At 53.0% G+C, this 12,245-nt stretch carries 16 protein-coding genes; 6 read left to right on the forward strand and 10 right to left on the reverse strand.

Annotation, left to right across the window (positions count from 1 at the left end):
* Positions 1-90: 90 nt before the first annotated feature.
* A complete protein-coding gene (yhbY, locus tag N2K86_RS19750; protein WP_003861814.1) occupies positions 91-384 on the forward strand; it encodes a ribosome assembly RNA-binding protein YhbY in 294 nt (97 codons plus the stop codon).
* Positions 385-535: 151 nt separating this feature from the next.
* Here the strand turns inward: yhbY and greA are convergent, their stop codons facing one another.
* Positions 536-1,012 (reverse strand): transcription elongation factor GreA, encoded by a 477-nt coding sequence (gene greA, locus N2K86_RS19755; protein WP_126545320.1) that lies wholly within the window; start codon positions 1,010-1,012, stop codon positions 536-538.
* Positions 1,013-1,240: 228 nt separating this feature from the next.
* Between greA and dacB the strand changes: the two genes are divergently transcribed.
* From dacB to pmrB, 3 genes are read left to right on the forward strand one after another with little or no spacing between them, the layout of a single operon-like run.
* The gene (gene dacB, locus N2K86_RS19760) at positions 1,241-2,674 is read left to right on the forward strand and encodes a serine-type D-Ala-D-Ala carboxypeptidase (RefSeq protein ID WP_260659712.1); all 1,434 of its coding nucleotides are present in this window, start codon (positions 1,241-1,243) and stop codon (positions 2,672-2,674) included.
* A 2-nt stretch (positions 2,675-2,676) separates the two neighbouring features.
* Positions 2,677-3,339 carry a two-component system response regulator PmrA gene (gene pmrA / locus N2K86_RS19765; protein WP_042714459.1) on the forward strand — a complete coding sequence of 221 codons (663 nt, stop codon included), beginning with the start codon at positions 2,677-2,679 and terminating at the stop codon, positions 3,337-3,339.
* Positions 3,336-4,379 carry a two-component system sensor histidine kinase PmrB gene (gene pmrB / locus N2K86_RS19770; protein WP_260659713.1) on the forward strand — a complete coding sequence of 348 codons (1,044 nt, stop codon included), beginning with the start codon at positions 3,336-3,338 and terminating at the stop codon, positions 4,377-4,379. The genes pmrA and pmrB overlap by 4 nt, the downstream gene beginning before the upstream one ends.
* 32 nt (positions 4,380-4,411) lie before the next feature.
* On the opposite strand, the gene cgtA is transcribed toward pmrB, so the two are convergent.
* From cgtA to rplU, 4 genes are all read right to left on the reverse strand, one after another.
* A complete protein-coding gene (gene cgtA, locus N2K86_RS19775) occupies positions 4,412-5,587 on the reverse strand; it encodes an Obg family GTPase CgtA (RefSeq protein WP_029739622.1) in 1,176 nt (391 codons plus the stop codon).
* A gap of 15 nt (positions 5,588-5,602) precedes the next feature.
* Positions 5,603-6,568, reverse strand: a complete 966-nt coding sequence (locus N2K86_RS19780) for a DMT family transporter (protein WP_260659714.1) — start codon at positions 6,566-6,568, stop codon at positions 5,603-5,605.
* Between the two features lie 95 nt (positions 6,569-6,663).
* Entirely contained in the window at positions 6,664-6,921 is a 258-nt protein-coding gene (rpmA, locus tag N2K86_RS19785; protein WP_004385076.1) for a 50S ribosomal protein L27, read from the reverse strand.
* 19 nt (positions 6,922-6,940) lie between these two features.
* A complete protein-coding gene (gene rplU / locus N2K86_RS19790) occupies positions 6,941-7,252 on the reverse strand; it encodes a 50S ribosomal protein L21 (protein WP_010436026.1) in 312 nt (103 codons plus the stop codon).
* 257 nt (positions 7,253-7,509) lie between these two features.
* On the opposite strand from rplU, the gene ispB reads away from it, so the two are divergent.
* Both ispB and sfsB read left to right on the forward strand, forming a co-directional pair.
* Positions 7,510-8,481, forward strand: coding sequence for an octaprenyl diphosphate synthase (ispB, locus tag N2K86_RS19795; RefSeq protein ID WP_260659715.1), 972 nt, complete (start codon positions 7,510-7,512; stop codon positions 8,479-8,481).
* Positions 8,482-8,710: 229 nt separating this feature from the next.
* The gene (sfsB, locus tag N2K86_RS19800; RefSeq protein ID WP_260659716.1) at positions 8,711-8,989 is read left to right on the forward strand and encodes a DNA-binding transcriptional regulator SfsB; all 279 of its coding nucleotides are present in this window, start codon (positions 8,711-8,713) and stop codon (positions 8,987-8,989) included.
* Positions 8,990-9,053: 64 nt separating this feature from the next.
* On the opposite strand, the gene murA is transcribed toward sfsB, so the two are convergent.
* From murA to mlaD, 5 genes are all read right to left on the reverse strand, one after another.
* Entirely contained in the window at positions 9,054-10,313 is a 1,260-nt protein-coding gene (murA, locus tag N2K86_RS19805) for a UDP-N-acetylglucosamine 1-carboxyvinyltransferase (RefSeq protein ID WP_023309349.1), read from the reverse strand.
* A gap of 51 nt (positions 10,314-10,364) precedes the next feature.
* Positions 10,365-10,619, reverse strand: a complete 255-nt coding sequence (ibaG, locus tag N2K86_RS19810; protein ID WP_010436035.1) for a BolA family iron metabolism protein IbaG — start codon at positions 10,617-10,619, stop codon at positions 10,365-10,367.
* A 126-nt stretch (positions 10,620-10,745) separates the two neighbouring features.
* Positions 10,746-11,039, reverse strand: coding sequence for a lipid asymmetry maintenance protein MlaB (gene mlaB, locus N2K86_RS19815; protein WP_260659717.1), 294 nt, complete (start codon positions 11,037-11,039; stop codon positions 10,746-10,748).
* Positions 11,039-11,674: a phospholipid-binding protein MlaC gene (gene mlaC / locus N2K86_RS19820; protein WP_260659718.1), complete on the reverse strand. Its 636-nt coding sequence runs from the start codon at positions 11,672-11,674 to the stop codon at positions 11,039-11,041. Before mlaC ends, mlaB begins: the two co-directional genes overlap by 1 nt.
* A gap of 18 nt (positions 11,675-11,692) precedes the next feature.
* Entirely contained in the window at positions 11,693-12,241 is a 549-nt protein-coding gene (gene mlaD, locus N2K86_RS19825) for an outer membrane lipid asymmetry maintenance protein MlaD (protein WP_260659719.1), read from the reverse strand.
* Positions 12,242-12,245 lie beyond the last annotated feature (4 nt).

Below are 12,245 nucleotides of genomic sequence, written 5' to 3' on the forward strand. Positions count from 1 at the left end.
GACGTAAATTTCTACGCTGCTATTTGGCGATATTAGGGAGATGGCGGTAGAATGAACCGTTTTCAATCCCAACGTAAGCAAAAATATACGATGAATCTGAGTACTAAACAAAAACAGCACCTTAAAGGTCTGGCACATCCGCTCAAGCCTGTAGTTATGCTTGGCAACAATGGTTTGACCGAAGGGGTGCTTGCCGAGATTGAACAAGCGCTGGAACACCACGAGCTGATCAAGGTGAAAATCGCCTCTGAAGACAGAGACACTAAAAACCTGATCGTGGAAGCCATCGTGCGCGAAACCGGCGCCTGTAATGTACAGGTCATCGGTAAAACGCTGGTGCTCTACCGCCCATCTAAAGAGCGCAAAATCTCGCTGCCACGTTAAGGATATCCCTAATTGAACACATTTTCTGTGTAAAACGAGGGATTTCTGTCAGCAGGTGAGCAAAATGCCACGCTCCTTGAGTTGATAAAAGGCCGCTATGCGGCCTTTTTCTTTTCTTTACAATGTATCAACATCTCAGTGGAGAAGCGAATTACAGGTACTCAACCTTAGTAATTTCGTATTCCACTTCACCACCGGGCGTACGGATCACGACCACATCGTCTTGCTCTTTGCCAATCAGACCACGCGCAATTGGTGAGTTCACTGAAATCAGGTTCTGCTTAAAGTCAGCCTCATCGTCACCCACGATGCGGTACGTTTGCTCTTCATCGTTGTCCAGGTTCAGGACGCTCACGGTAGAACCAAAGATCACGCGGCCATTGTTTGGCATTTTAGTGATGTCGATCACCTGCGCATTAGACAGCTTCGCTTCAATGTCTTTAATACGCCCTTCACAGAAGCCCTGCTGCTCACGCGCCGCATGGTATTCAGCGTTCTCTTTCAGGTCGCCATGCTCGCGCGCATCCGCGATAGCGGCGATGATTTCAGGGCGACGAACGGATTTCAGGAAATCCAGCTCTTCGCGCAGTTTTTCGGCACCACGTAAGGTCATCGGAATAGCTTGCATTTGTTATACCTCTTAAACATTCCTGTTGGGAGCAGTGTTCCCTGCTCCTGCCCCCCTAAGCGGGCAAGAAGCAAAAAGAAAACCGACCCGGGAGCAACGCCCCAGGTCAGCAGCAATTTTTCAATTTGATACGCATTTTACCGCGAAGTTCACTATGGGTCATCGTTTACTTTGCAGTGCTATGCACCGTAGTATGACGGTTTGTTTTCGGGTTGTTAGCGCGAGATTATGCGATTTTCCAGTTTTATCATCGGATTGACTACCAGTATGGCGTTCGCCGCTCAGGCCGCGAACGTTGATGAGTACATTAATCAGCTGCCCGCAGGCGCTAATCTTGCGCTAATGGTGCAGAAGGTTGGCGCCCAGGCACCTGACATTGACTTTCACAGCCAACAGATGGCGCTGCCTGCAAGTACCCAGAAGGTGATCACTGCGCTCGCCGCCCTGCTTCAGCTTGGTCCTGACTTCCGGTTTACTACCACGCTTGAGACCAAAGGTAACGTCGAAGGTGGCGAACTGAAAGGCGATCTGATTGCCCGCTTTGGGGGTGACCCGACCTTCAAGCGCCAGGATATCCGCAATATGGTGGCGGTGCTGAAAAAGTCCGGCGTGACAAAAATCGATGGCAACGTGCTGATCGATACATCCATTTTCGCCAGCCACGATAAAGCGCCAGGCTGGCCGTGGAATGACATGACACAGTGCTTTAGCGCCCCGCCTGCCGCGGCCATCGTTGACCGTAACTGCTTCTCCGTGTCGCTCTACAGCGCCCCTAAGCCGGATGATTTAGCCTTTATCCGCGTGGCGTCCTACTACCCGGTCACGATGTTCAGCCAGGTACGCACATTAGCAAAAGGATCGCCAGATGCGCAGTATTGCGAACTGGACGTTGTGCCGGGCGATCTTAACCGTTTCACTCTCACCGGCTGCCTGACGCAGCGTGCCGATCCGTTGCCGCTGGCCTTCGCCATTCAGGACGGAGCAGGCTATGCGGGTGCGATACTGAAAGACGAACTGAAGCAGGCTGGCATCACCTATTCTGGCTCACTGATGCGTCAGACACAGGTTAATCAACCGGGTTCCGTTATCGCCAGCAAACAGTCTGCGCCGCTACATGACCTGCTTAGGATTATGCTGAAAAAGTCAGATAACATGATTGCTGACACGGTCTTCCGCATGATTGGTCACGCCCGTTTCGGCGTACCCGGTACCTGGCGTGCGGGGTCAGACGCCGTTCGTCAGATCCTGCGCCAGCAGGCGGGGATCGATCTTGGTAATACCATCGCCGTCGATGGCTCCGGGTTATCGCGTCACAATCTGATCTCCCCAGCCACCATGATGCAAGTGCTTCAGTACATTGCCCAACATGACACTGAGCTAAACTTTATTTCAATGCTGCCACTTGCTGGACATGACGGTTCGCTTCAGTATCGGGCAGGGCTTCATGCCGCGGGTGTTGATGGAAAAGTGTCAGCGAAAACAGGTTCACTGCAGGGGGTTTATAACCTTGCAGGCTTTATCACCACAGCCAGCGGACAACGCATGGCATTCGTGCAGTATCTTTCCGGCTATGCCGTCGAACCGACCGACCAGCGTAATCGCCGTATTCCGCTGGTGCGCTTCGAAAGCAGGCTATACAAGGACATCTACCAGAATAACTAGCGATGAAACTACTCATAGTTGAAGACGATCTGTTATTGCAGGAAGGGTTGGCGCTCGCGCTCGCGAATGAAGGATATGCGCTCGACTGCGCCGCCACGGCGGCAGAAGCCGATGCGCTGATCCAGAGCGGTGAATATAGCCTGGTGATCCTCGATTTAGGTTTACCGGATAAAGACGGCGCGACACTGCTCAGCCAGTGGCGTCGCCGTGGCGTTGAAAATCCAGTGCTGATCCTCACGGCGCGCGATGCCATTGAAGATCGCATTCACGGTCTGGACTCCGGTGCGGATGATTATCTGGTTAAACCTTTTGCCCTCGCAGAACTTCAGGCGCGCGTGCGGGCACTCATCCGCCGCTATCAGGGACACAGCGATAACATGCTGACTGACGGTGATATTACGCTGAATCTCCAGACGCAGCAGGTGTTGCGTAAGTCCCAGCCTGTCGAAGTGACCCCAAAAGAATTTGCCCTCCTGACGCGCCTCATCATGCGGAGCGGTCAAACGGTACATCGCGAGACGCTGCAGCAGGATATCTACTCCTGGCAGGACGATCCGGGTTCAAATACCCTTGAGGTTCATATTCACAATCTGCGCCGCAAGCTCGGCAAAGAACGGATCAAAACGGTACGTGGCGTCGGATACCGCCTGGAGAGCCAGAAATGAACAGTATGCGTCGGCGATTAATGGTTTTGCTGGCGATTATCTTGCTGTTTTTCCAGTTAATTAGTGTCATCTGGTTATGGCATGAAAGCCGTGAACAGATTGGCTTTCTGGTGAATGAAACACTCTCGGCGAAAGCACGTAACAAGCACGTCGAGAAAGAGATCCGTGAAGCGATTGCGTCGCTGCTGGTCCCTTCTCTGGTGATGGTCGGTTTTACCCTGCTCTTCTCCTTCTGGGCGGTCACCTGGATAACCCAGCCGCTTAACAAATTACGAGCCAGCCTGGCCAACCGATCAGCCGACAATCTGACGCCGTTGCCTATGTATTCCGATATGGAAGAAATTGGCGCAGTAACAACATCGCTTAACCAACTACTGGCCCGTCTTGATCACACCCTACAGCAGGAACGTCTATTCACCGCTGATGCCGCGCACGAACTACGCACACCGCTTGCCGGGATTCGGTTGCATCTGGAATTAATGGCCCAGTCTGGCTCACCACAAGCCACTACGTTGATTAGTCGTATCGATCAGTTAATGCACACCGTTGAGCAACTGCTCATGCTGGCGCGAGCCGGACAGGCGATGGCAAGCGGTCACTACGATACCGTCAACTGGACAGAGAATATTATTGCGCCGCTGGGTCTTGAGCACGAAGCCAAAGACCATACGGTGATATGGCCCGCTAAAAGCAGTCTTACGGTGCAGGGAGACGCCGTACTGCTGCGCCTGATGCTCAGAAATTTGCTGGAGAATGCCGCCCGCTATAGCCCAACGGGAACGACTATCGAAGTGAAATTAGTAGAAATTGACGGCGGAACTCAGGTCAGCGTGGTGGATCAAGGCCCCGGAATCAATGAGGCACATCGACAGTCCATTACCGAACCTTTCCGTCGGCTCGACCAGCGCTACGGTGGCAGCGGCCTGGGGCTGAGTATTGTTCAGCGTATCGTTCAGCTCCACCATGGCAATTTAATGCTGGAGAACGGCGCTGAGGGCGGCTTAATCGCCAGCTGCTGGTTGCCGTCGACGTTAGGATAAAAAAAGCCCCTTAGCGGGGCTTCTTTCAGGTATTAATGCTTGTAGATGAACTCAACGCCTTCTTCGTCGTCTTCATCCCAGTCATCGTCCCAGTCTTCATCATCGTCTTCCGCTTCCAGCTCTTCGAGCTGCTGGCGGTGGTAGTCATCCCACATGAATTCGACTTTTTCAGGCTGTTTCGCCTCTTCTGCCTGAACGATTGGGTTCTCGATGATAAAGGTCATCACATCCCAGCAGAGGTCTTTCACGCCGACCTGGCTTGCCGCAGAGATCAGGTAATATTTATCTTCCCAACCCATCGCTTCCGCAATGGCTTTCGCTTTTGCTTCAGCTTCGGCTTTATCCATCAGGTCGATCTTGTTGAAGACCAGCCAGCGTGGCTTACCTGCGAGTTTTTCGCTGTATTTTTCCAGTTCGCCGATGATGATACGGGCGTTTTCGACCGGATCGGACTCATCGATTGGATTAATATCAACGATGTGCAGCAATACGCGGCAGCGCTCAAGGTGTTTCAGGAAGCGAATACCCAGTCCTGCGCCTTCTGCTGCGCCCTCGATCAAACCAGGGATATCAGCGACAACAAAGCTCTTTTCGTGGTCCATACGGACAACGCCCAGGCTTGGCACCAGCGTCGTAAACGGATAATCCGCCACTTTTGGCTTCGCGGCTGATACAGCACGGATAAACGTCGATTTACCGGCGTTAGGCATACCCAGCATACCGACGTCAGCCAGCAGCATCAGCTCCAGTTGCAGCTCGCGCGTGTCGCCCGGTGTCCCCATGGTTTTCTGACGCGGAGCACGGTTAACCGATGATTTAAAACGGCTGTTACCCAGACCGTGCCAGCCACCTTTAGCAACCAGCAGGCGCTGACCGTGTTTGGTCATATCACCCATGGTTTCACCGGTACCCTGGTCGATCACTCGCGTACCGACCGGAACCTTGATGTTGACGTCTTTACCACGCTTACCCGTACAGTCACGGCTCTGGCCGTTCTGGCCGCGCTCGGCACGGAAAGATTTTTCGAAACGGTAGTCGATCAGCGTGTTGAGGTTTTCATCCGCCTCCAGCCACACGTCACCACCATCGCCACCGTCACCGCCGTCAGGGCCGCCACGAGGAATATATTTTTCACGGCGGAAGCTTACACAACCGTTACCGCCATCACCTGCCACGACCAGAATCGTCGCTTCATCAACAAACTTCATTTTACTCTCCGTAACTCATTCGCCTGAGCGGGGGACTACTACGACCGCTTCATTTTTGCGCCAACGCCCCCAGAGACGATGACCAATGGCGGAATACATCGCACCCGCAACCACGACAAACGCACCGAGATAACCCAACAAGTTGAGCATCGGCTTGACGAAGACATCGGGCCAGGCCATTGATAACAAATCTGAAAATAACAGCGTAAACAGCGGAGTCAGCGTGATTAACGCGCTCACCTGCGCTGCCTGCCAGCGCGCCATTGCCTCAGCCAGCGCACCATAACCGACCAGCGTGTTCAGCCCACAAAAGATGAGGCACGCCAGTTGCCAGTCGCTAAGCTGAGTAATCACACCCGGCTTTGCTAACGGCAGTAATGCTACTGTACACAAAGTGTACAATAAAAAGAGGATCTGCTGTGAGGCCAGACGACGCAATAACACCTTTTGTGCGACGCCATAACTCACCCAGACCGTTGCTGCCCCGACACCGAAAATCACACCCCAGGTGTAATCCGTCAGGCGGGTGAAAATCTCAACCAGGCTGGTGTTGAAAAACATCACCAGACCACAGAGCAGCATGCTCGCCCCGATAATCTGCGTTCCGCGCATCTTCTCCTTAAGGATAAAGACGCTGGCGACCATCATGCCGACCGGTGAAAGCTGGCCGATCACCTGCGACGCCGTGGGACTGAGATATTGCAGGGAGGAGCTAAACAGGATGAAGTTGCCGAACAGACCGCCCGTCGCGATAGCCAGTAAAACCAGCCAGCGCGGCTTTCGGAAGAGACGCAGCGGTGGAAGCTTACCTTTGATCGCCAGAATGGCACCGAGGCCAATGCTTGCCATCAGGAAGCGATAAAACACTACCGTCGGCGGCTCCATCACGTCCAGTACCTGCTTCATTGCAATTGGCAGCGCACCCCAGCACATTGCGGTGGTGAGCGCCAAAAGAATACCCATGCCGGCCTGCTGCTTCATGCCCGTTTTCCCTACAGAAAATTTTCCGGGTTTCCAATGTAAAAAGCCCCGCAACACGTTGCGGGGCTTTAATCCGTTACCGGACCGAGAAAACCTTACTCAGCAACGATGCTGATGTATTTACGGTTGTTCGGGCCTTTAACTTCAAATTTCACTTTACCGTCTGCTTTAGCAAACAGAGTGTGGTCACGACCGCAACCTACGTTGTTGCCAGCGTGGAATTTGGTACCACGTTGACGAACGATGATGCTACCCGCCAGAACGGATTCGCCACCGAAACGCTTAACGCCAAGGCGTTTAGCTTCTGAATCGCGACCGTTACGTGTGGAGCCGCCAGCCTTTTTATGTGCCATTTAAATCTCTCCTCAGGTCTTAGGCGCTGATGCCAGTAATTTTCACATCAGTGAACCACTGACGGTGGCCCTGCTGCTTACGGTAGTGCTTACGACGACGAAACTTAACGATTTTAACTTTCTCGCCACGACCGTGTGCAACAACTTCAGCTTTGATCACGCCGCCATCAACGAAAGGAACGCCGATTTTGACTTCTTCACCGTTTGCGATCATCAGAACTTCAGCGAATTCAACAGATTCGCCAGTTGCGATGTCCAGCTTTTCCAGGCGAATGGTCTGACCTTCGCTTACTCGGTGTTGTTTACCACCACTTTGGAAAACCGCGTACATATAAACTCCGCTTCCGCGCACATCCTCGTATGAATCAGAGTGCGCTATAAATATTCACAATAGGGCGCGAATATTACGCAAAACGCGAGCCTTTGACAAGTGCTACCATCAATACATGAAGAAAAAAAACACAACACGTACGGTAACGTTTATCTGAGCCGTTTTTTCAGTACAATCAGCGATACTATTGATAAACCGAAACCCTTTGTGAACCCACACTCCGTGGGATAAACAGGATAAAAAGCCCGGCTTTTGCGATGAATTTAGAAAAAATCAACGAGTTAACCGCGCAAGATATGGCGGGTGTAAATGCAGCAATCCTGGAGCAACTCAACTCTGATGTTCAGCTGATCAATCAGTTGGGCTATTACATCGTTAGCGGCGGCGGTAAACGCATTCGCCCGATGATTGCCATTCTGGCCGCTCGCGCCGTTGGCTATCAGGGAAATGCCCACGTCACGATTGCGGCCCTGATCGAATTTATCCACACAGCCACGCTGCTGCATGATGACGTGGTGGATGAATCAGACATGCGCCGTGGCAAAGCAACCGCAAACGCAGCATTTGGCAACGCAGCCAGCGTTCTGGTGGGGGATTTCATCTATACCCGTGCTTTCCAGATGATGACCAGCCTCGGCTCTCTGAAAGTGCTGGAAGTGATGTCTGAAGCGGTAAACGTTATCGCTGAAGGTGAAGTCCTGCAGCTGATGAACGTTAACGACCCGGACATCACTGAAGAAAACTACATGCGCGTGATTTACAGCAAGACGGCGCGCCTGTTTGAAGCGGCGGCTCAATGCTCTGGTATCCTTGCTGGCTGCACTGAAGCCCAGGAAAAAGGGCTTCAGGATTATGGCCGTTATCTGGGGACTGCCTTCCAGTTGATTGATGATTTGCTGGACTACAGCGCCGATGGCGAAACGCTCGGCAAAAACGTTGGGGATGACCTGAACGAAGGCAAACCAACGCTGCCGCTGCTCCATGCTATGCGTCACGGAACCCCCGAGCAGGCGAAACTGATCCGTGAAGCGATCGAGCAAGGAAACGGTCGCCATCTTCTGGAACCTGTACTGGAAACAATGGCACTCTGCGGATCGCTGGAATGGACGCGTCAGCGTGCTGAAGAAGAGGCAGACAAAGCCATCGAAGCACTTCAGGTGATTCCGGACTGCCCGTGGCGTGACGCGCTGATTGGCCTTGCCCACATCGCCGTTCAGCGCGATCGTTAATCCTTCCTCCTTCTCCCCGTGGCCACATGGGGAGATTCCAATAAGCACCAATAAATTCCATAATCATGTTAAATCATCGGCTTACATCCCGCATGAATAAAGCCATGTCATATTCTGAATATTGCTTCCAGTAACGCGAACTTTTTAGAACACATGTTCGAAGAAGGTATAGTAGCCCTGTCATTTCAGGAGAAATGGCGTGGGTGAAAACGAACACAAGGACAGCTTTATGGATATGAAACTGATCGACTGGCACTCAGCTGATATTATTGCGGCACTGCGCAAAAAAGGGACATCACTGGCAGCGGAATCGCGCCGTAACGGGTTGAGCTCATCGACGCTGGCAAACGCATTGACTCGCCCGTGGCCGAAGGGGGAATTGATTATTGCGACGGCGCTGGAAACGCACCCGTGGATCATCTGGCCGTCACGCTATCACGACCCCATAACTCACGAATTTATCGACAGAACGCGCACGATACGCCAGAAGAAGGCGCAGTCGGAGTAACACTGCCATTTTGACATCATCAGCAATCCCCCGGCCTTTACAGGCCAGGGGGGTGCAAGAACGATTACTCGCCTTTCACACGCTCGATATTGGCACCCAGCGCGCGCAGTTTGTCTTCGATACGCTCATAGCCACGATCGATGTGGTAGATACGGTCAACAATGGTCGTCCCTTCCGCGATACAACCCGCCAGCACCAGGCTTGCAGACGCGCGAAGATCGGTTGCCATCACCTGCGCACCAGACAGTTTTTCCACGCCGTGGCAAATGACCGTATTGCTTTCGATCTCAGCGTGAGCGCCCATACGGATGAGTTCCGGTACGTGCATGAAGCGGTTCTCGAAGATGGTTTCAGTGATGAAACCTGTGCCTTCGGCGACCAGGTTTAACAGCGTAAACTGAGCCTGCATGTCCGTCGGGAACGCTGGATGCGGTGCAGTACGCACATTAACGGCTTTTGGACGCTGTCCGTGCATATCAAGGCTAATCCAGTCTTCACCGATTTCGATATCCGCACCCGCATCGCGCAGTTTAGCCAGCACCGCATCCAGGGTATCAGGCTGTGCGTTGCGACAAACAATCTTACCGCCAGAGATCGCCGCAGCAACCAGGAAGGTACCGGTTTCGATACGGTCCGGCAGAACGCGATAGACACCGCCGCCCAGGCGTTCAACGCCTTCGATGGTAATACGGTCAGTCCCCTGGCCGGAAATCTTCGCGCCCAGCGCTACGAGGAAGTTTGCGGTATCCACAATTTCCGGTTCACGTGCGGCGTTTTCAATGATGGTCGTGCCTTCTGCCAGCGTTGCCGCAGACATAATGGTGACGGTTGCGCCAACGCTCACTTTGTCCATGACAATGTGCGCACCTTTCAGACGGCCATTGACGGACGCCTTGACGTAACCTTCTTCCAGCTTGATCTCTGCGCCCAGTTTCTCCAGACCAAAGATATGCAGGTCAACCGGACGCGCGCCGATGGCGCAGCCGCCCGGCAGTGAAACCTGACCCTGACCGAAACGCGCCACCAGCGGGCCAAGCGCCCAGATGGATGCGCGCATGGTTTTCACCAGATCGTAAGGGGCAGAGAAGTTGTTCACCTTGCTGGCGTCGATCCAGACGGAGCCGTTACGTTCGACTTTCGTGCCCAACTGGGTGAGCAACTTCATGGTGGTGTCGATATCTTTCAGCTTAGGTACGTTCTGAATTTCTACCGGCTCTTCCGCGAGCAATGCAGCAAAGAGGATTGGCAGCGCAGCATTTTTTGCGCCAGAAATTGTGACTTCGCCCTGGAGACGCGTTGGCCCCTGTACACGAAATTTGTCCATGTAATTGCTCTCTTATAAATTCAACCGTGCTGCGGGCGTCTCGCCCTCAGCTCAAAAACCGTTTAGTTTGCGATCGCGTGCCCACTCTTGCGGTGTGAACGCTTTAATCGACAGGGCATGGATGCGGTTATCCGCAATGTATTCCATCAGCGGCGCATAGACAGCCTGCTGTTTCTTCACACGACTCATCCCGTCAAAGATCTCACCCACAGCAATAACCTGGAAGTGACTGCCATCGCCAGAGACGTGGACTTCCTGAAGGGTGAGTGCATTCATCAGCACTGCCTGGATTTCATTATTTTCCATGGGGTCTATATCATCTGATAGTGAAAACAAGCCCAACATCTTAGAGCAAAGTAGCGTCGTCTTAAACAAGCAAAAAGCCCCGACGATGAAACAGCCAGGGCTTTCAGAAGTAACGCACTGAAAATATTAGCGCGGTAAAACGTCCTGAGGCAGATTATAAAGCTGCGCCAGGGTCATGACGTTATCGCTCGCGCCGTGAAGCCTGACGCTTGCTCCCGGCGTTTTACCCACTGCGATCAGATGGGTGAGCAGCGCAACACCCGCCGTATCGACCCGCGAGACATCGCTTAAATCAATCAGCGTCACGCCCTGCATCGCTTCATGGCGTTTATCCCACAGCGGATTCAGTAGATCCTGATCGAGCTCACCCGACAGCTTTAACGTCTCGCCTTCACGCGACCAGCTCAGTTGCTGCGACATTACTTCTTCTCGTCCAGGGTGATTTTCTGACGAGAGATAGACTGCAGCTGTGCGGTCAGGCCATCAATGCCTTTGGTGCGCAGCAGGTCGCTCCACTCGTTCTGTTTGGTGGTGATCATGCTCACCCCTTCGGCAATCATGTCATACGCCTGCCAGTTTCCACTCTGGCTGTTTTTACGCCACTGGAAGTCCAGACGAACCGGCGGACGGCCGTTAGGATCGTTAATCGTCACCCGGATAGGCACGATGGTGGCATCGCCCAGCGGCTGTTCAGGCGCAATCTGGTAGGTCTGGCCGTGGTACATCGCCAGGGCCTGGCCGTAAGCCTGTTTCAGGTATTCACGAAACGCAGCAAAGTAAGCCTCACGCTGTGCAGGGGTCGCATCTTTGTAGTAACGGCCCAGTACCAGTGCACCTGCATATTTGATCTGCACATACGGCAACAGTTCCTGATCGACCACATCACGCAGGTAATCAGGATTAGCACGAATCTTCGGCTGTTCGTTTTTAAGACGATCGAAGGTTTTCTTCGCGGCCGCGTCCATCTGTTTGTACGGGTTGCTCTGATCTGCAGTCTGTGCCGCAGTGAGAGGGGCAATGACCAGCATGGCAACCATTAGCAGTCGTTTAAACATGAATGACTTCTCCTGAAATTAATTCGCAGCACCAGGGGTCGGCGCAACATTGGTAGGGTCTTCATTCTGCGCAGGGGCAGCGTCAGACTTTTTATCATCCCCTTTACTGTTGTAAAGGAACTGACCAATCATATCTTCCAGCACCATCGCGGACTTCGTATCCTGGATCACGCTACCGTCTTTAAGGATAGTCGTTCCCAGCTCAGGATCTTCAAAGCCCACGTTAAGAGCCAGATATTGTTCGCCAAGCAGACCGGAGGTACGGATGGAGAGCGAGCTGGTATCGGGAATGTGGTTATAACGCTCTTCAATATCCATCGCCACGCGCGGCAGATAGGTTTTCTCATCCAGCGTAATGTCTGATACGCGTCCAATCACCACGCCGCCAATACGAACCGGTGAGCGTGCCTTCAGGCCACCGATATTATCGAAGGTGGCATAAACGCGATACGTCGGCTCGGTGCGTACAGAGGTGATATCCGCCGCTCTCAGACAGATAAACAGGGCCGCCAGCAGTGCCAGTAACAGGAATACGCCAACCCAAATTTCATTTTTTCTCGTTTGCATGAAC

Origin of the sequence: Enterobacter mori (genome assembly GCF_025244905.1) — a bacterium.
Lineage (GTDB): Bacteria > Pseudomonadota > Gammaproteobacteria > Enterobacterales > Enterobacteriaceae > Enterobacter > Enterobacter mori_A.